General features: G+C 66.3%; 14 protein-coding genes. 6 read left to right on the top strand and 8 right to left on the bottom strand.

The genetic code is table 11. The features are described from left to right. Positions 1-65 precede the first annotated feature (65 nt). Entirely contained in the window at positions 66-1,448 is a 1,383-nt protein-coding gene (locus tag ACQR1L_RS28100) for an ABC transporter substrate-binding protein (RefSeq protein ID WP_434861166.1), read from the bottom strand. A 144-nt stretch (positions 1,449-1,592) separates the two neighbouring features. Next, a complete protein-coding gene (locus ACQR1L_RS28095) occupies positions 1,593-3,542 on the bottom strand; it encodes an AsmA family protein (RefSeq protein WP_434861165.1) in 1,950 nt (649 codons plus the stop codon). A 331-nt stretch (positions 3,543-3,873) separates the two neighbouring features. Here ACQR1L_RS28095 and ACQR1L_RS28090 point away from each other — a divergent pair, with 331 nt between their 5' ends. Then, positions 3,874-4,602, top strand: a complete 729-nt coding sequence (locus tag ACQR1L_RS28090; protein WP_434861164.1) for a CoA transferase subunit A — start codon at positions 3,874-3,876, stop codon at positions 4,600-4,602. Beyond that, positions 4,602-5,252, top strand: coding sequence for a CoA transferase subunit B (locus ACQR1L_RS28085; protein ID WP_434861163.1), 651 nt, complete (start codon positions 4,602-4,604; stop codon positions 5,250-5,252). Before ACQR1L_RS28090 ends, ACQR1L_RS28085 begins: the two co-directional genes overlap by 1 nt. A 296-nt stretch (positions 5,253-5,548) precedes the next feature. Here ACQR1L_RS28085 and ACQR1L_RS28080 read toward each other — a convergent pair whose 3' ends face one another. Further along, positions 5,549-6,919, bottom strand: coding sequence for a hypothetical protein (locus ACQR1L_RS28080; protein ID WP_434861162.1), 1,371 nt, complete (start codon positions 6,917-6,919; stop codon positions 5,549-5,551). Positions 6,920-7,030: 111 nt separating this feature from the next. Here ACQR1L_RS28080 and ACQR1L_RS28075 point away from each other — a divergent pair, with 111 nt between their 5' ends. After that, positions 7,031-7,348, top strand: a complete 318-nt coding sequence (locus ACQR1L_RS28075) for a hypothetical protein (RefSeq protein WP_434861161.1) — start codon at positions 7,031-7,033, stop codon at positions 7,346-7,348. A 93-nt stretch (positions 7,349-7,441) separates the two neighbouring features. On the opposite strand, the gene ACQR1L_RS28070 is transcribed toward ACQR1L_RS28075, so the two are convergent. The 3 genes from ACQR1L_RS28070 to ACQR1L_RS28060 form a co-directional block, all read right to left on the bottom strand. Next, entirely contained in the window at positions 7,442-8,326 is an 885-nt protein-coding gene (locus tag ACQR1L_RS28070) for an SUMF1/EgtB/PvdO family nonheme iron enzyme (RefSeq protein ID WP_434861160.1), read from the bottom strand. A 51-nt stretch (positions 8,327-8,377) separates the two neighbouring features. After that, on the bottom strand, positions 8,378-9,472 hold the full coding sequence (gene nirK / locus ACQR1L_RS28065; RefSeq protein WP_434861159.1) for a copper-containing nitrite reductase: 1,095 nt from the start codon (positions 9,470-9,472) through the stop codon (positions 8,378-8,380). Between the two features lie 441 nt (positions 9,473-9,913). Further along, positions 9,914-10,123 (bottom strand): hypothetical protein, encoded by a 210-nt coding sequence (locus ACQR1L_RS28060; protein ID WP_434861158.1) that lies wholly within the window; start codon positions 10,121-10,123, stop codon positions 9,914-9,916. A 205-nt stretch (positions 10,124-10,328) separates the two neighbouring features. On the opposite strand from ACQR1L_RS28060, the gene hemN reads away from it, so the two are divergent. Both hemN and ACQR1L_RS28050 read left to right on the top strand, forming a co-directional pair. Next, positions 10,329-11,681: an oxygen-independent coproporphyrinogen III oxidase gene (gene hemN / locus ACQR1L_RS28055; RefSeq protein WP_434861157.1), complete on the top strand. Its 1,353-nt coding sequence runs from the start codon at positions 10,329-10,331 to the stop codon at positions 11,679-11,681. 302 nt (positions 11,682-11,983) lie between these two features. Beyond that, positions 11,984-12,175: a DUF1858 domain-containing protein gene (locus ACQR1L_RS28050; protein WP_434861156.1), complete on the top strand. Its 192-nt coding sequence runs from the start codon at positions 11,984-11,986 to the stop codon at positions 12,173-12,175. Here the strand turns inward: ACQR1L_RS28050 and ACQR1L_RS28045 are convergent, their stop codons facing one another. Continuing rightward, positions 12,176-12,892 (bottom strand): Crp/Fnr family transcriptional regulator, encoded by a 717-nt coding sequence (locus tag ACQR1L_RS28045; RefSeq protein WP_434861155.1) that lies wholly within the window; start codon positions 12,890-12,892, stop codon positions 12,176-12,178. It abuts the gene before it with no gap. Positions 12,893-13,055: 163 nt separating this feature from the next. On the opposite strand from ACQR1L_RS28045, the gene ACQR1L_RS28040 reads away from it, so the two are divergent. Next, positions 13,056-14,267, top strand: a complete 1,212-nt coding sequence (locus tag ACQR1L_RS28040; protein ID WP_434861154.1) for an NnrS family protein — start codon at positions 13,056-13,058, stop codon at positions 14,265-14,267. Here ACQR1L_RS28040 and ACQR1L_RS28035 read toward each other — a convergent pair. Continuing rightward, positions 14,252-17,725 carry a PAS domain-containing sensor histidine kinase gene (locus tag ACQR1L_RS28035; protein WP_434861153.1) on the bottom strand — a complete coding sequence of 1,158 codons (3,474 nt, stop codon included), beginning with the start codon at positions 17,723-17,725 and terminating at the stop codon, positions 14,252-14,254. The two genes, ACQR1L_RS28040 and ACQR1L_RS28035, sit on opposite strands and share 16 nt — an antisense overlap. Positions 17,726-17,934 lie beyond the last annotated feature (209 nt).

Raw genomic sequence — 17,934 nt, 5'->3', positions numbered from 1 at the left:
GCATGGGCTGCGGCCGGCAGTCTTTGTTGTCAGGACGTGAGGCTAGTTCATCGCGATGCGAGAGACTAGCCCGCGACCTCCTTGATGCGGGCGATCAGCTCGTCCACGGCCTTCTCGACCGGAACCTTCTCGCTGACCACACGGTTCATCGCCTTCGCCCAGACGTTCTCGTTGTTGAGAATCGTGAACTTGTAGTTCTTGGTGAAGTCGAACGGCGAGGTGCCGCCGGTGAACTGGGTGTAGACGGCCTTGCGATGGCGGTCGGCCTGCCAGAACGGGCTCTTCTGGCCGGCGGTGGTCACCGGGAACCAGCGGCCCAGCGCGCCCTCGACGTAGGGGCCGAGGTTCTCCTCCTGCATCAGGAACTTGATGAACTCCTTGGCCTGCGCCTTGTTCTTCGCGTTGCTGAAGATCAGGCCGGTCTTGACGTCGGAGCGATACTTGATCGGCGTGCCGTCCGGCTTGTTGGGGAAGGACGCGGTGATGATGTCCTCCTCATAGGCCTTCTTGCCGGCGGCGCGCTGCTCTGGCGTCAGCGCCTGGTTGGTCGAATCCTCGAACCACTTCGCCGCGATCGAGATCGTGAAGTTGTGGGTCATCACGATGGTCTTGTTGTGGAAGGCGACGTTGTTGTCCGGGTCCTTCCAGGTCGTGGACGACGGCGGCGTGCAGCCCTTGATGTAGGTGTCGGTATAGTCCCTCAGCGCCTTGGTCAGGCCCTCGCGCACCTTGGGATCGTCGACCAGCAGCTTGCCGTCGTCATCGACCAGCTTGACGTTGTAGGCGTCCATGAAGGTGTAGAACGACTGGAACGAGTCGGTCGACTCGACGCCCATGGGCTGGCCCACGCCATAGAGGCGCTGTCCGGTCGCCTTGCGGATGCCGGGCTGCACCTTGTCGCACCAGAACGTCCAGTAGTCCTCCCACTTGGTCGGGATATCGGCCTGCTTGAAGCCGGCCTTCTCGAGCAGGTCGCCCCAGATCTGGACGTGCATGCTCTGCTGCTTCAGCGGGAAGCCGTAATAGGCCTTCTTCTTGGTGACGTTGTTGAAGAGATAGGCGGTCTCGATGGTGTTCGGGGCGAAGGCCGACTTCATCGGCTCCAGGATGTCGGTGAGGTCCTCGAGCTTGCCTTCATAGGCCCACTTGCCCTGCGCCTGGACGTCATAGGTGTCGGCATAGGCGACGTCGGGGACGGTGCCGGAATCGAGCGCTGCGACCGTCTTCGGGATCATGTCCTGGATCGCGTATTGCGACAGCTCGACCTTGATGCCCGTTTTCGCCTCGAATTTCTTGACGACGTTGAGCAGCGCATCGTCCTCGGACTTGTAGAAGCCCTTGCTCCACCAGATGGTGATAGTGTCCTGAGCGATGGCCGGTGCTGCAGCGCAAAAAAGCCCGGCGGCTGCGACTGCGGCTGAAAGCGCACCCATTCCCCTGGATTTCACGTGTCTCTCCCTGATCCGCCGATCTTGCTTGATCGGTTGTGGGCGGACACTAGCCCACGGGCTCGGCGTGATCCAGAAGTAATATATCAGACATAGGTCGAGGCCGCGGGCGTTGCCTGACCACGCTGAACGGGGCCGGTGCGATCAGTTCTGTTTGGTGGAAGTGCCGCCCGTGGGAGCATCGGCCTGCGGCGCGTTGTCCTGCTGTGGCGGGCGCAGCCCGCCGCCGGTGAAGCGCTCCAGCACCGAGCGCACGGCGTCCCGGGTCTTGCGATCCTTCACGGCATCGAGCAGCGGCGCCGCCGCCGGCGCGCGGCGGATCAGGCTTTCCGGATCGGGGAAGATCAGCGGATCCTCCCAGGGACCCTGCACCACGAAGGGCAGTTCGAAGCCGTTGCCGCCATTGCCCGATGACAACAGGCTCGCGACGCCCTTGAAATCATATTCGCGGCTCGGCACCGAGGCCGTGCCTGTCATCGTGATGCGTGAGGTCTGGCTCTCGACGCGGATGTCCTCGGCCGTGGCGATACCGTCGGAGAATTTCACGGCGACCGTCAGCGAATCGTACGGTGTCGACCCCGAGCGGAAATTGCCGCCCCGCGACAGCGGGCTGCGCTCCAGGCGTTTCAACAACTGCTCGACGTTGAAGCCCGAGATCGCGCCGTCGCGCCCCTGCAACGTCGCGCTGCCGTCCAGCGATTGGGCCAGCCCGAACGGGCTGGAGCCTGACGCGGTCAGGGACATGTTGAGATTGCCGCGTCCAGATAGCGAGGAGATGCCGAACATCTCGTTGGCGCAGGTCTGCAGGTCGACGTCGTTGAACTGCAGCTCGGCCTTCACGTCGGCGATGGTGTCGGCGCGGGCAATGCCGAACGAGCCGCGCACGATGCCGCCATACATCTGCGCTTCGCCGACCGACAATGCGAGCACGCCGTTGCGCAGGTTAGCGCCGAAGGCGGTGCGTCCGAGCTTCGACGACCCGACCGTGACTTTTGCGGCCGATAGCCGCATGTCGAGATCGGTGGTCGAAAGAGCCTTGAGGTCGAACAACTGCCGGTTCCAGTCGCGCGCGCCATTGGCGAGCAGACGGACGGTCGAGATATAGGGGGTGAAGTCGAGCGCATCCGCGGCCAGCGTCGCCTGCAGCGCCTGCCGGCCGTTGTTGGAGTAGGTCATCACGCCTTCGGCGGTGTTGCCGTCGAGCTCGACATTGACATTGGTGAGCGCGATCGAGGCGCCGACGACATTGGCGCGCGCGCGCAGCGCAAAGCGGCCGAAGCCGCCGCCGCCGATCGGCGTCTGTCCGGTCCAGCGGAGCGCGTCGCGCAGCGAAGGGCTGTCGACCGTGAGCGTGCCTTCCATCAGCGCGCTGGTGCGGTTGGCGACCGTGCCGTCGAACGCGACCTTCAACGGCGGGCTGGCGAGGCGCATCTTCAGGCCGGACCGGTCGCCCGACAGCGCCGCGAGGAAATCACTGACGCTGATCGAGCCTTCGATGCGCTGGCCGTGCCAGTCGAACTGCCCGGTCGCAGCGAAGGAGCGCGAGATCGACGGCCAGGCCAGCGAGAGGTCGATGTCGTCGAGCCGCTCGGAGGCATGATGCGACTCGTCCTGATAGACGAGGATGCCGTCCTGGATGCGGATCTCCGAGAACGACATCTGGCTGTCGGGACCCGGGCGCATGGTGCGCGCGATGGTCTCGATGAACGGCGTCCAGTTGCTGTTGCCGTCGGCCTCGCGGGTGACGTTGATCTGCGGCCGCAGCATCATCACGTCGGCGATCTCGAACCGCTGCAACAGCAGCGGCAGCAACTGCAGATTGGCCGTCAGCACGTCGACGCGCAGCGCGGGGTCGTCGGCGCCGCTGCCCTTCAGGCCGACGTCATGGAAGGAGACGTAGCTGCCGGGAAACAGCGAGACGTCGATGTGTCCCTTGACGACGAGCTCGAGCCCGGTCACGGCACGGATCTGGGTCTCGACCGCCTTTCGCAGTGCCTCACGATTGACCAGCCAGGAGCTCGCGAGCAGGCCCACCAAGGCGATGCCGAGCAGCACCGCAATCGGTGTGCCTAACCGCCTCATTCCTTGGGCCATGGTGACGGGCATGTCCTGGGATTATCTCTTGGATCGTCGGATCGCTGGTTACGAAAGACGGGCAGGGTGCGCCGAAAACCCCTGCCAACATCAACAACTTGATGCGCTTTCTTGACGCTTTCAAGGCCGCGCCGCTGGTGTGGCCGGATTGCGGCGGAGCCCGCATCGTCCACAGAGTCCGGCATCCGGTCGATCCCGGGGACGCGGATCGTTGCGACTGCTAAAGCAGGACGTGCCCCTTGGGAAGGCATCATTGACGCATTGCGAAGATTTCGCCTAATAATCCGGTTGATACCCGTGCGATTGCTGCCCTCCATTAGGTCATTCCCGTATGAACAAGGTCTACCCGGACGCCAAATCCGCCCTTGCGGGCCTCCTCAAGGACGGCATGACAATCATGTCCGGCGGGTTTGGTCTTTGCGGCATTGCGGAAACGCTGTCGGATGCCATTCGTGAGTCAGGGGTCAAGGACCTCACCGTCATCTCCAACAATGCCGGTGTCGACGGCATCGGGCTCAGCCGATTGCTGGAGACGCGGCAGATCAAGAAGATGATCTCGTCCTATGTCGGCGAGAATAAGCTGTTCGCCCAGCAATATCTGGCCGGCGAGCTGGAGCTGGAGTTCTGCCCGCAGGGCACGTTGGCCGAGCGCATCCGCGCCGGCGGCGCCGGCATTCCCGCCTTCTTCACCAAGACCGGCGTGGGCACGCTGGTCGCCGAGGGCAAGGAAGTCCGCGAATTCGACGGCGAGAAATATCTGATGGAGCGCGGCCTGTTCGCCGACATCGCGATCGTGCATGCCTGGAAGGGCGATACCGCCGGCAACCTCGTGTACCGGAAGACCGCGCGCAACTTCAATCCGATGATGGCCACGGCGGCCAAGGTCACGATCGCGGAGGTCGAGCATCTCCTGCCGGCCGGCCAGATCGATCCCGATCACATTCACACGCCGGGCATCTTCGTGAAGCGCCTCATCGAGGTCGGCACCGCGCTCAAGCGCATCGAGCAGCGCACCGTCCGCAAACGTGAAGCCGCCGCTGCAGCGGGGGAGGAAGTCTGATGGCCTGGACACGCGAGCAGATGGCGGCGCGCGCCGCCAAGGAACTGCGGGACGGCTACTACGTCAATCTCGGCATCGGCATTCCGACGCTGGTGTCGAACTACATCCCGCCGGGCGTCGACGTCGCACTGCAGAGCGAGAACGGCATGCTCGGCATGGGTCCGTTCCCCTTTGAGGGCGAGGAGGATCCCGACCTCATCAACGCCGGCAAGCAGACGGTGACCGAACTGCCGATCACGAGCTACTTCTCGTCGGCCGATTCGTTCGCGATGGTCCGCGGCGGCCATATCGATCTCTCCATCCTCGGCGCCATGCAGGTGGCCCAGAACGGCGATCTCGCCAACTGGATGATCCCGGGCAAGATGGTGAAGGGCATGGGCGGCGCGATGGATCTCGTCGCCGGCGTCAAGCGCGTCGTCGTCGTCATGGAGCACAGCGCCAAGGACGGCCCGAAGCTGCTCAAGCAGTGCACGCTCCCGCTCACCGGCGAACGCGTGGTCGACATGGTGGTCACCGATCTCGCCGTGTTCACGATCGACAAGCACGGCAATGACGGCATGGCCCTGATCGAGCTCGCCGACGGCGTCACGCTCGACGAGGTCAAGGCCAAGACCGAAGCCGAATTCCGGGTCGCGCTGAAGAATACCTAGGGCTTGATCCCCTCCCCGCAAGCGGAGGGGAGAGCGTCGTGCCGAGGCGAAAGCGGAGCAACTCATAGCGACGCTGTGGCCCCAGTTGAGAGCGGACTAACTCACGGCGACGCTGTGTCCCCGCAGACGGTCCGCTCCCCTCCCCGCAAGGGGGAGGGGAGTCCGCCGTTGCCGAGGCGAGAGCGGAGCAACTCATAGCGACGCTGTGGCCCCAGTTGAGAGCGGACTAACTCACGGCGACACTGCGTCCCCGCAGACGATCCGCTCCCCCCCACTGCGGGCCCAAGAGGGCGCCGCTACCAGCGTCGGCACAGCATCTCCGCTACCTTCACGGCCAGCCGGCACGCGGCATCGCGCGCCGGGCTTGCCGCGTGTGGCCCGGCGTCCACCAGCCGCTGGATCACGAGGCACGGCACGCTGCGGCTGAGACAGATCAGCCCCATCACATAGGCCACGCCGTCCATCCCCAATGCGCCGGGGAATGCCGCCGAGACGTCGGCCTCGGAGCCGTCGGTGTCGCGCGTGACGGTCATTCCTTCGAAGAATACGCCGATGTCGTCCAGCATGGCGTCCGCCGCCTCGTGCGCCAGACGGCAGAGCTCGGGATCGGCGGGAATGATCATGCCGCCGTCGCTGAGGTAGGGTGGGTCGGCAATGCTGAGGGCATCGCGCAGCTTGAGCTGTATCCGGAACGGCGCGACCGACGTGGCGATAACGAGGTCGCCGGGGCCTGCGCCAACGAAGCGGGGTCCGCGAGCGACATGCGGAAGCTTCGAGCCCAGCGCCTCGGCCCACCCCGGCATGATCAGCCATTTGGCGCCATGCTCCTCGATGGCCATGGCCGCCGCGCCGGCCACTTCGGTCATCGACCGTCCGAGGCATATGACGGCATGAAAGCAGCCGTGCCGGATGATCGCGCGGGTCGCGTTGCGCTGTTCGATGAGCGCGCCCGGACCCATGGCCTGAATGAGGGCTTCGATGTCCTCCGGCGTTTCCACGACGAAGCCGATCGTGTTGGCCTTGGCGTGCAGAAAGTTGAGCGCGTCGAGCATTGCATTGATGCTGGCCTTCTCACGGCCGTCGAGTTGTTGCCAAAGCGCTTCCAGCACGTCCAAGGACGCTTCGATGCCCGCACCGATCACGCCCTGGCCGAGCGGGCGCCCGGGAGTTTCGCAGCGGTAGAGTTCTTCCAGCGCCTGCAGCATCGTTCGGCGATCCTTCACCGCACAGGCGCCTTGCAGCACCCGGGCGAGGACCTGCGTGCGCTTGCCGAGGTCGAGCGGAACGGCCAGCCAGGCGAAATCGGCGAGTTCCGCGGCCTGCTCCGTGGCGGCCCGCTGGAATTCGCTGACGACCTGACCATAGTGCCAGCTGAGCTGCCAGGGCATGACCTGGCGGCCGCGATACCGGCCGCGCTCGATGCGCTCGAGCGATTGCCCCTGCAATTCGTTGCGCAGGTCGGGATCGACGCCGCCCGCGCGCGAATCCAGCAGGCGATAGGCGCGCGCCGCGATGGCCGGTCCGAACCATTCCTGATCGGGGGCGCCGACCGAAAGTCCGCTTGGCATGCGGATCTGAACGGTCCTGCGGAACTGATCGAGCTCGCGCTTGGCAACCCTCGCAGCGGTGGCCGAGATCGGCTGCACCTCGCACAGGCCATCGACCACGCTGGCCCAATCCCAGAAATCGTCGCCATAGAATGGAATACGATACTGGCGGCTCGCGACGATCCGTGCGCAGACCTCTTCGACGGCCGGTGCAACACGGCTGAGAATGTCGTGACGCGCAAGGGCTGCGTCGGTGAGGCATTGATGGACGATCCTCACCGCAGCCGCATTGGCGACGTGCCAATCCTTGGCGGCGAATTTCAGCGGAATCCGAAGATACTCGAGCGCATCGATGAGGCAGCGCCCGGCCAGGGCCCGTGGCGAATGATCGTCGAACCAGCTGGTGTTACCGATGCCATACCCATGCAGGTCGGACGTGAAGAAGACCGGCGGATGTCGAGGAACCACACTCGCCTCCTGGCCCGCTCATCGCGTCTCTCATTTCAATTGTGTAACGTTTGTAGCTCCATGATCGCAACCGAAAGTTGAGATTGCGTGACTGGAATTTGTGCCAGTGTCCGCGCACCGTCGCGCCCGGGCGTGTCCGCCCGGGCCGCGGCGGGATGAGGCCTCAGGTTCCCATCAAACTCCCGTTGCGCCGCGCAGCCGGCTGAGCCGCTGCGCCATGCTGCGACTCCAGCTTGGCTGCTCGCGCACCAGGCGGAAGCCGAGATTGGCGGGCGGCGTGCCGGAGGCGCAGCCGCCGGCTCGCGCATCGCGGATGAAGTCGGTCACATAGGCCCGGTGCGCGCCTTCGGCCAGACGAACCCCGCAATTGCTGACGGTCTTCGTCACCCGCCCGGCATCATCGTGTAGCTTCCGCGTGAAGCAGGTCGATGTCCATTCCCACACATTGCCGGCCATGTCGGCGAGGCCGTGTTCGTTGATCCCGAACGCGCCGAAGCTGCGAGTTCTGGCATCTTCAGGCAGCGCAGCTTCGCGTTCGTAGCGGGCGATCCAGCGTCGTGACGGATCGGCGTCGTCGACCGTGACGCTGTCGTCCTTGAAGCGGCTGCCGGCGGCGTGGGCCCATTCCGCATCCGTCGGCAGCCGATAGAGATCACCTGTCTTGTGCGAGAGCCACGCGGCGTAGGTGACGGCGTCATGCCAGCTGACCTGCACCGCCGGCCGGTCGATGGCGATCGACACGTCACGATCCAGCGCCCGGCAGCGACGCTCCTCGACACAGGCCTGATAGTCGGCGGCGCTGACCTGGTTGGTCATGATCGTCAAGGGATGAGCGAAGCGGATCGCCGTGAGCGGCGCCTCGGCCGGACGGCCGTTGCGCAGGTGGTCTCCGGAATCGCGATAGCCGATGGTCGCGGGCGCGATCTCGGTCAATGCCGGACCGTCGAAGCCGGGCGTTGCGGCATCGTTCAGGCCGGTGAGCAGGGGAGCCATCGCGGTCGGACCGGCGAGGCCGACGATGCAGGCGAGAGCGAGCTTGAGCTTGAAAGCGAGCAGCATGGCAGCACATCGGAGAGTGAGGGGGCCGGAGCGGCCGGCCCCCTCGGTTGATCAGTTGGTCGAACCGGTCGGAATGTCCGCCGGAGCCTTCACCTGCATCATCAGGTCGTCGTTCCACTTGCCTTCGACCTTGAAATGAGCGGTGGCGCCGAGATTGGCCGCCTCGATCAGATTGTGGGTGACGTAAGCGTAGATGCCCGGCTGCAGGAATTTGTAGAGCGCGGCGCCGGCAGAGCCGCCGCGGATGAACCAGGTCTCGAGCCCGGTCTCTGGCGCGTTGGAGAACTTGCCGGTCTCCCAGACATAGTCGCCATGGCCGCCGATCAGGTGCGGGCGGCTGTCGCGGTTGGCCTGCGAATGCACGATCAGCACGTTCTCGCCGACATTCGCGGTGAGCGCATTCTTGCCGGTGAGCGCGCCGGCCTTGCCGTTGAACACCACGTGGGTCGGCGTGAGCTTGCGCATCACCTCCTCGGTGTCGGAATAGGCTTCGCCGGGCGAGTCGTAGGACTTGAAATTGCCCTTCTCGTCGCGCGGGACATACAGGTCCTGCTCGCCGATGTAGTAGACGCGGTCGTAGCGCAGGGCGTGGCCGCGGCCGTCGTTCAGGCCGTCGCGCGGCAGCACCATCACGGCGCCGTTCATGCCGGATACGACATGCCACGGGATCATCGGGCCGCCCGGGGCGCAGTGATAGACGAAGACGCCGGTGCGAGTCGCCTTCCAGCGCAGCACGACCTGCTCGCCGGGGTTGACCAGCGTCAGCGCGCCGCCGCCAAGGGCGCCCGTTGCCGAGTGGAAATCGATGTTGTGCGGCATGGTGTTGGTCGCCGGATTCACCAGCGTCACCTCGACGTAGTCGCCTTCGTGGACCACCATCAGCGGACCCGGCATCGAGCCGTTGAAGGTCATGGCCTGGAAGGTGGTGCCCTTCTCGTCGATCACCATCTTCTTCTCCTGGATCACGAGCTTGAACTCCATGATCTTCGGCCCCTGCTTGGTGGCCTGCTCGTGCACATGCACGAACGGCGGGGCCACCAGATCGACCTTCTGGCGCGGCAGCTTGAGGTCGTCGGCAACAGCGGGAGCCGCAAGCATCATCGCGGCGATGGCTGCACTGAGCAGGGCGGTGCGGCGGGTCAACATGGATCGCTCCTTCGTTTGGACCTGTTGTTTAGCCGCGATCAGCATGCGCCCGTGGGAACCGAGCTTGTTTGTGCTGCAACAAGCAACTTAGCAATTGCGGGAGTGTGAGGGCGAGCTTGTGCTCGGCGCGCAGCAACGCGCCCGCAATTGATTTGCAAGCGCGTACGGAGGGCGCGTCCAACTACCGAGTCAGCAAGTGCGGGACTACACGCTGGTCATCACGTGTGAGGTCCGAGACGGGTACGACGCTGTCTCCACGTCGTCATGCCCGGGCTTGTCCCGCCTGCGCGGCCGAAGCCGCTTCGGTGCGGCGAAGGCCCGGGCATCCACGTCCTTCCGAGTGCGCCGATCGACGTGGATGGCCGGGACAAGCCCGGCCATGACGCGGAGGGAGTTGGGCTCAAACGGAGTTTGCCGGATGTGGTCGAGCTCGGCCGTGCCTCAGCTCAGCCAGCGCACCGCCAGCAGCACCACGAAGGCGATCGCGGCGGCGATGCAGAACACGGTCGTCAGGAACATCGCGATGTTGCCGGCCAGACCGGTCGGCCCGGAGTCCTCGTGAAACGAATCGAAGCCGTCGGACTGGGGGATATGGCCGCGGACACCGGCAATGAACGCAAACGAGCGGATGAGCAGGTGCAGAGCTTCCATTGCGGATTCCTCGAATCGTCGATGACTCAAGGATGGTGCGAAATAGGCCGGCGACTTTGACCAAGCGCAAAGTCGGGGGCGAAAGCCGGAGTTCTACTGGCAAAATTGACGGGGGCATGTGCCGGCCGCGCGCTTTGAGGAAGCTCAAGGCCGTCGCCCTGGCCTCGTGTCAAATGCGTCCAAACCCCAGGTGGACAGGCGGGACATGAGACCAGACCTTGCAGCATGCTACGGGCAGGAGCGCCTGCCGCGCTACACCAGCTATCCCACGGCGCCGCATTTCTCGGCCGCGGTTGGCGCCTCGACCTATGCGGAGTGGCTGCGCGCGATCCCGGCCAGCGCAACGGCATCGCTGTACCTGCATGTCCCGTTCTGCCGCTCGATGTGCTGGTACTGCGGCTGCAACACCATGGTCGCCAAGCGCGACGAGCCGATCGCGGTGTATGAATCGGCGTTGCGCTGCGAGATCGACATGGTGGCCCGCCAGATCGGCCGGCGGCTTCCGGTCGGCCATATCCATTTCGGCGGCGGCACGCCCACCATCATGGCGCCGGACTCCTTCGTCGACCTCGTCGGCTCGCTGCGCCATTCGTTCTTCGTGCAGCCTTCGGCCGAGATCGCCATCGAGATCGATCCGCGCACGCTGACGCCGGCGATGATCCGCGCATTGGGGCTGAGCGGCGTCAACCGGGCGAGCCTGGGGGTGCAGAGCTTCGATCCGCGCGTGCAGCAGGCCATCAACCGGGTGCAGAGCTTCGAGCAGACCGCCGCCGCCACCAACGGTCTGCGCCAGGCGGGCGTTGCCGGCGTCAACTTCGACCTGATCTACGGGCTGCCCTACCAGACCGTGGCGTCGTGCCTCGACACCGTCCGCCGCGCCATCGAGCTGCGTCCCGACAGGCTGTCGGTGTTCGGCTATGCGCATGTGCCGTCGTTCAAGACGCACCAGCGCAAGATTGCTGATAACTCGTTGCCGGACAGTCTGGAGCGTTACGATCAGTCCTGCGCGATCGCCGATGCGCTGAAGGACGCCGGCTACGTCCAGATCGGGCTCGACCATTTCGCCCTGCCGGATGACACGATGACCATCGCCTTCCGCGAAGGCCGGCTGCACCGAAATTTCCAGGGCTACACCACCGACGCCAACGATCTCCTGCTCGGCTTCGGCGCCTCGGCGATCGGCCAGCTGCCGCAGGGCTACGTACAGAACGCGCCGCAGGTGCGCGCCTATGAGGAGAAGATCGCCTCCGGCGGCCTCGCCACCGTCAAGGGCTATGGCCTGACCGACGACGACCGGCTGCGGGCTGACATCATCGAGCGGATCATGTGCGACTACGGCGTCGACCTCGATGTCATCTGCACCCGCCACGGCACCGAGACGGATGACATGCTGCGCTCGGCGCCGCGGCTGCAGTCCCTGATCTCGGACGGCGTGGTCGAACTGAACGGCAGCGCGCTCGCCGTCACCGAACATTCGCGGTTCCTGGTCCGCAGCGTCGCCGCCGCCTTCGATGCCCATCTCGACGCGTCGAAGCAGCTGCACAGCCGCGCGGTGTAAGGCGGACCGGTCGCATACGAATACAATGTGTAGCAGGCAGCGCGCCGTTCCAACGTCCTTCGAGACGCCCGCCTGCGGCGGGCTCCTCAGGACGAGGGCGGATTTCGCGGAGAGCTATTGACCCTCATGGTGAGGAGCGTCGCTCTTGCGACGCGTCTCGAACCATGAGGCCTCAGACGGCGCGTAACAAGAAGCGATTGCCTTGGGGTCCAAACAGAATCACGTTGCGGCACGGTGCTTGTGCCGCGACAAAGACGATCACAGGTCCGCCGGCTACCATTCACTTTCGAATGGAGGCCCGCATGTCCATCTCATTTGACGAACTGGTCGACGACGTCATGCGGCGCAGGCCGGAGACGATCCGCGTCTTCCTTGCGTTCCAGATGCGCTGCGTCGGCTGTCCGATCGCCTGCTTCCACAATGTCGCCGATGCCTGCCGTGAGCACGGCGTGGATCCCGATGCGTTTCTCGGCGCGCTCTGCGCCTGCACCTGATCAGGCGCGAGAGGACGAGTTCTCCGCGCTCTGCTCCGCCAGCAGCACGATCTTGTGCGGCTCGCGCAGGATGATCTTCTGGCGTCCGCTCTCGACCAGGCCCTGCTGCTCCCAGCCCGACAGAATGCGGCTCACCGTGTGCAGCGTCGTTCCGGTCATCTGCGCGATGTCCTGGCGGCTGATCGGGAAGTCGATCTGCACGCCGTGATCGAGCTTGCGGCCGGCCTGGTTGGCGAGCCGCAGCAAAGCATGTGCGATGCGCTGCTCGACCTGCTGCGTCGACATCTCGATGACGCGGGCGTGGGTTTCCTGCAGCCGCTGGCCGACCGTCTGCAGCGTATTGGCCGCCAATGACGGGAACCGCGCCACCAGCCGCGGCCAGGCGGCGGACGGCCACGCCAGCATGATGCTGTCGTCCACGGCGGTCGCCGTTGCCGGATAATGCTGCAGCCCGATCGCCGGCGCGACGCCGAAAGTGTCGCCCGGCACGACGTAGCGCACCACGATCTGATCGCCGGTCGGCGTCGTCTTGCTGGCGCGGACATGGCCGTGCAGCAGCAGGAAGAACGAGGTCGCGTCTGCGCCCTGTTCGAACACCGCGCCGTTGCGCGCCACGCGCATCGAGCGTGCCTCGCGCAGCACGTCGGTGAGATCCTCGGCCGACAGGCCCGCGAACAGCGGCAGATGCGCGACCAGCGAGCGGTCGATGGAAGCCATGAGGGTCTCCGGCGGGCATGGCGAAAGGGCGCCGCTGCTTAGCACGGTTTTGCGATCGGCCGGAAGTTTGTGCTGGCGCAACCCACCGCGAATGGCTGGCAACTACATCTGAGACGCAGCGCCGCGCGCGCGGTTCCGTCATGAGATCGAAGCGAGCAAGCCCATGGCCATTCCCCGCAACTATCAAGGCTGGACCGTTCTCGCCAACGGGTTCCGCCCGTTCTTCCTGCTCGGCGCGATCCAGGCCGCGCTGGCGATCCTGATCTGGCTTCCGGTCTATTATGGCGAGCTGAAGCTGAACTCGACCTTCGCCCCGCGTGACTGGCACGTGCACGAGATGCTCTACGGCTACCTGCCGGCGATCGTCACCGGCTTCCTGTTCACGGCGATCCCGAACTGGACCGGACGCCTGCCGATCCGCGGACTGCCGCTGCTCACGCTCGTCCTCGTGTGGATGGCCGGGCGGCTGGCGGTGACGCTCGCTGCGCCGGCGCCCTGGTGGGCGGTGCTCGCGATCGATGCGAGCTTCCTGCTGCTCGTCGTGCTCGCCGCCGCGCGGGAGATCGTGGCCGGGCGCAATTGGCGCAATCTACCCGTCGTCGCGATCGTCGGCATCCTCTGCGTCGGCAACATCGCATTCCACATCGAGGCGCATGTCAGCGGCGCGGCCGATGTCGCGATCCGCATCGGCGTCGCCGTGATCGTGCTGCTGCTGGCGCTGATCGGCGGCCGCATCACGCCGAGCTTCACCCGCAACTGGCTGGTCAAGCACAATCCCGGCCGGCTGCCGGTGCCGTTCGGCAAGTTCGACATGGTCGTCGTGCTGTTCAGCGCGCTCAGCCTGCTCGGCTGGATCGTCGCGCCGGAGGGCCGCGCGACCGCGCTGGCGCTGGCTCTGGCAGGTCTGCTGCATACAGCGAGGCTCGCGCGCTGGGCTGGCGACCGCACCTTGCGCGAACGGCTGCTGGTGATCCTGCATGTCGGCTACGCCTTCGTGCCGCTGGGCTTTTTCGCCAGCGCGGCGGCGAGCGCGGGATGGTTGCTGCCGAGCGCCGGCCTGCATGCCTGGATGGTCGGCGCGGCCGGCGTGATGACCTTGGCGGTGATGACGCGCGCCACGCTCGGTCACACCGGCCATGCGCTGACGGCCGCGCCGGCGACGCAGGCGATCTATCTCGGCATCATTCTCGCAGCGATTGCGCGGGTCTGCGCGGTGCTGCAGCCTGCTCATGCCGAGCTGCTGCTGCATGTCGCGGCGTTCGCGTGGGTCACAGCCTTCGCAGGCTTTGCCCTCGCCTTCGGCCCGCTGCTGCTCGGCCTCAAGCGCCGGGCACTCGCGGTGCGCGCGGAGAGATCGGCTCAGCCGGCGCTCTGATTGCGCGCCATCGCGCGCGGGAACACCACCTCGATCATGGTGCCGGATTTCGGCGCCGCCTTGATGTGGAACTGCGCGCGATTGGCCTCGACCAGCGCCTTGGTCAGCGACAGGCTGAGACCCGCGCCGTCGGAACTGTGCTCTGCGGCGCCGGCGGCGCGGAACGGTTCGAGCGCCGCGGCGACCTCCTGGTCGTTGAGGCCCTGTCCGGTGTCGCGGACGCGCAGCACGACCTCGCCGAAATCCGACAGTGCCGTCGACACGATGACCTGGCCGCCGGGATTGGCGAGCGAGATCGAGGCGGACATCAGGTTCATGGCGATCTGGCGCAGCGCGCGCGCATCGGCGATCACCGGCGGCAGCATCTGCGACAGCGAGGTACGGATGATGATGCGGGCGCGATTGGCCTGCGGCTGCATCACGCCGACGCAGCTCTCGACCAGCTCGTTGAGGTTCTGGCTGGAGAAGGCGAGCTCGAGCTTGCCGGTCTCGATCCGCGACAGCTCCATCAGATCGTCGATCAGCGACACCACGCGCTCGCCGGAGGCGCGGATGTCCTTCATGTATTCGGCATAGCGGGTGTTGCCGATGGTGCCGAAGCGCTCGCCGATCATGACCTCGGCGAAGCCGATGATCGCATTCAGGGGCGCGCGCACCTCGTGGCTGATCCGCGCCAGCATGTCGGCCTTGGCGTTGGCGGCGCGGTCGGCGACGCGGCGCGCCTGCGACAGCTCGCTCTCGCCCCGGCGCGCCTGCGACAGGTCGCGGAATACGGCAAAGAAGTTCGGCCCATCCGCGCGTGTCCGGCCGATCGTCATCGACAGCGGAATCGCGCCGCCCTGGGCGAGCTTGGCCGTCACTTCGCGGCTCTGGTCGAGCAGCCCCGACTGGGCTGCTGCCTGTTGCACGCTGTCGAGATCGTCCAGCACGAGGCGGGCGCTCTCCGGCGCGAACAGCTCGATCAGGTTGCGCCGGACCAGCGCCGCGCCGTCATAGCCGAACAGCGCTTCGGCGCTGCGGTTGCAGGCGTGAATGTTGCCGCCGGCATCGAACATCAGGACGCCCTCGGACGTGACGTCGAGAATCACCGCCAGATCCTCGGCATCCGCATGGCCCGCAGCCGGCGGCGCAACGACCAGCGGAGCCGGTGCAAGCGGAGCAGGCGCCGGCGCCGCCGCGGTTTCCACAGCGGGAGGAAGGGCCGCTGCCGGGCCTGGCGGCGGCGCGAAGATCAGCGCATGTGCGGTGTCGCCATCCCAGGTGATCGTGAACAGCCGCGCCTCGGCCTTGATCTCCTCGCTGGAGGAGCCGTCGGCCGCGGAGATCGTCACCGGCGTGCCGGCTTCCGACTTGTTGGATGATGACGACACGCCGGGCTCGACATACAGCGCATCCAGCCCGCCGGCCTGTTCCAGCGCAGCGAGATCGGCATAGCCCATCTGCTTGAAGAATGCCGGGTTGCCGTAGAGCAGCCGGTCGAGCCGGTAGATCAGCATGCCCGTCGGCAGCAAATCGAGCAGGATGCGGTCGCGCTGGCTGTCGCCTTGCGCCGGCGGCGCTTCCGGAGAGAGCCACTCGGTCTGCAATTCGGTGCCGTGCGCGTAGGCCGCCTCGGCCGCGCCCGGCGCCTCCGGGGAGGATGGCGGCACGAACGGATCGCTCACGCGCGCGCCCGCATCGGACGGTGCGATGGCGGCTTCCGCCGGCGCGGTGCGCGCGTCGCCTTCGAGCCGGGCCGACAGCTGTCGCGCGAGTTCATGAAACGCATTGTTCTCCACCGGCGTCAGCGCCGGATGCTTTGCCTCGCCGACGGCGCGGAACGGCACCACATTGCCCGTCGTTTCCAGGCCGATCCCATCGATGTGGGGCCTGTCGGCCGCAATGGAAGCGTCGCGCGTGGCGTGGGTGAGATTGTCCGGACGGGGCGGCGCATCTGCGGCCGGCGGATGGTCGGATTCGACAACATCCGCGGCGTCGGGATCATCCGATCCGTTGCGGCGCAGCGCCTCCAACCGGTCCAGCGCGTCGAGATCGCGGCAGACGCCGAAGCCCCGATAGCCGGCAAAGATCTTGTCGGCGGTCATGAAGACGGGCAGGCCGGACATCTCGATCGCGAGCCGCTCGCCGCCATCGGCAGGCCAGGTCACGACGATGCCGCTCCAGGTCTCCCGCGTCTCGAGGGCGGCGCTCAGCCGTCCCTCCGGATCGAGGCCCAGCGCCGCGGCAAGATCATGCCACGGACGGTCGAGCTGGGCGGCGCTATCAGGCCCGATCAGGCGGATGAAGGGATCGGAGCCGATCGAAAAGCGTCCCTCCGCATCGATCTGCCACGACAGGCGCAACGGATGGCGCCGCCCGCCGCCCGGTGCCATGTCCGTGCCGGCCTGCTCATGTGCCGGCTCCGCATCAGCCTGCACCACTGGCGAAAGCTGCATGGTCGCGGTCTCAGTGATCTCCTGCGCGTGTGAGGCTGATGCTTCCTGGGCTGCGGAGACCGGCGAATGGATGTCGGGCGTCGTCTGCGATTCCGGCGCGAGCGGCTCGAACAGATCGGCTGCCGCGGGATCGTCGATCAGCAGGAATTCCGCCGGCGCTTCGTTGGACAGCGCAGGGGCTTCGTAGTCGGTGTCGCGTTCGGTCATTGCATCCATCGAAGCAGGAGGCGGAGGTTCGGCCGCGTCCTCGGGGGCAATCGGCTCGGGAGCACTCGTGTCAGAGGCGCTCGTATCAGCGGCATGCGTTTCGAAAGCGGGGGCTGCCGGCGCTTCATCCGCTTGTGCCGCACTCAATGTTTCGATCTCATCGGCGACGGCCGGCAGCGGCGCCGCCACGAGGCCGATCTGGTTGCCGCTGCCGATGCGGCAGAGCACGGCGCAGTTCGCTCCGAACGTCACCTCGGCGACGCCGTCGGCCAGCGCCGCGAGGCGCGGCGCCGCATAGCTGGGCTCGCTCAGATCGTGGATGCCGAACTGCTGGCGCCCGGCCGGGCTGATGCCGGCGAACTGGCCGTCCTGGGTGAAGGCGATCAGCGCGTGACCGCTGGTTTCCACCAGCCGCCTCAGGCGTTCGGGAAACGGGACGTTGCGCCCGGCATTGTCCGTGCTGGTGATCAGCACGGCGCGCGTGCCGTCCGCTAAATCGAGCCTGGCGCAGCCGCAGGTCGCGAGCGTCCCGAGCGGCGCGCCGAAGCCGCGCAGGCGCTCGAGCCGGAGCGTGCCGTTCTCCGGCAGCCGCCGCGCCAGTTGGGCGATCTGGCGGCGATGCGAATCGGCCGGGCCGAATGTCTTCGCGACCAGGGCCGGCGCGTTGGCCGCGCCGAGCGCCCGCGCGCCGATCGCATTGGCCCACAGCACGCGGCTGCCGTCGGCGGCCCACAGCCACGCCGGCAGCGCGCCAGCGGCATGAATGGCCAGCCGTGGATCGCTGAGGGCCTGCAATTCGAGATCGGCGTGGGTCATGGGCGGCGAGGACGAATGGCTCTTCGACTTTGATCTGCGGCCGGAACTGGCAGCGTTAAGAATTCGTTACTATCGCGCGTTTTGAGGGCCGAGGTCCACGGCCCGGCCAGCGGGCCGTCCTGCTAAAGCTTGGATAACCTTAATGTGTTCCTCCGCCGCGCCCGGGCGCGGCTCGAGGCGGACATGAGATTCCGGGCGTTGCAATTGCG

It is taken from the genome of Bradyrhizobium sp. HKCCYLR20261 (genome assembly GCF_051168435.1).
Taxonomy (GTDB): Bacteria; Pseudomonadota; Alphaproteobacteria; order Rhizobiales; family Xanthobacteraceae; genus Bradyrhizobium.
This window is presented reverse-complemented; position numbering and strand designations above follow the sequence as displayed.

What these genes read in the sequence shown, in the direction of transcription:
- ACQR1L_RS28085 (WP_434861163.1), top strand. Translation starts at nt 4,602, where the DNA reads ATGGCCTGGACACGCGAGCAGATGGCGGCGCGCGCCGCCAAGGAACTG.
- ACQR1L_RS28070 (WP_434861160.1), bottom strand. Translation starts at nt 8,326, where the DNA reads ATGCTGCTCGCTTTCAAGCTCAAGCTCGCTCTCGCCTGCATCGTCGGC.
- hemN (WP_434861157.1), top strand. Translation starts at nt 10,329, where the DNA reads ATGAGACCAGACCTTGCAGCATGCTACGGGCAGGAGCGCCTGCCGCGC.
- ACQR1L_RS28040 (WP_434861154.1), top strand. Translation starts at nt 13,056, where the DNA reads ATGGCCATTCCCCGCAACTATCAAGGCTGGACCGTTCTCGCCAACGGG.
- nirK (WP_434861159.1), bottom strand. Translation starts at nt 9,472, where the DNA reads ATGTTGACCCGCCGCACCGCCCTGCTCAGTGCAGCCATCGCCGCGATG.
- ACQR1L_RS28060 (WP_434861158.1), bottom strand. Translation starts at nt 10,123, where the DNA reads ATGGAAGCTCTGCACCTGCTCATCCGCTCGTTTGCGTTCATTGCCGGT.
- ACQR1L_RS28050 (WP_434861156.1), top strand. Translation starts at nt 11,984, where the DNA reads ATGTCCATCTCATTTGACGAACTGGTCGACGACGTCATGCGGCGCAGG.
- ACQR1L_RS28090 (WP_434861164.1), top strand. Translation starts at nt 3,874, where the DNA reads ATGAACAAGGTCTACCCGGACGCCAAATCCGCCCTTGCGGGCCTCCTC.
- ACQR1L_RS28035 (WP_434861153.1), bottom strand. Translation starts at nt 17,725, where the DNA reads ATGACCCACGCCGATCTCGAATTGCAGGCCCTCAGCGATCCACGGCTG.
- ACQR1L_RS28095 (WP_434861165.1), bottom strand. Translation starts at nt 3,542, where the DNA reads ATGGCCCAAGGAATGAGGCGGTTAGGCACACCGATTGCGGTGCTGCTC.
- ACQR1L_RS28045 (WP_434861155.1), bottom strand. Translation starts at nt 12,892, where the DNA reads ATGGCTTCCATCGACCGCTCGCTGGTCGCGCATCTGCCGCTGTTCGCG.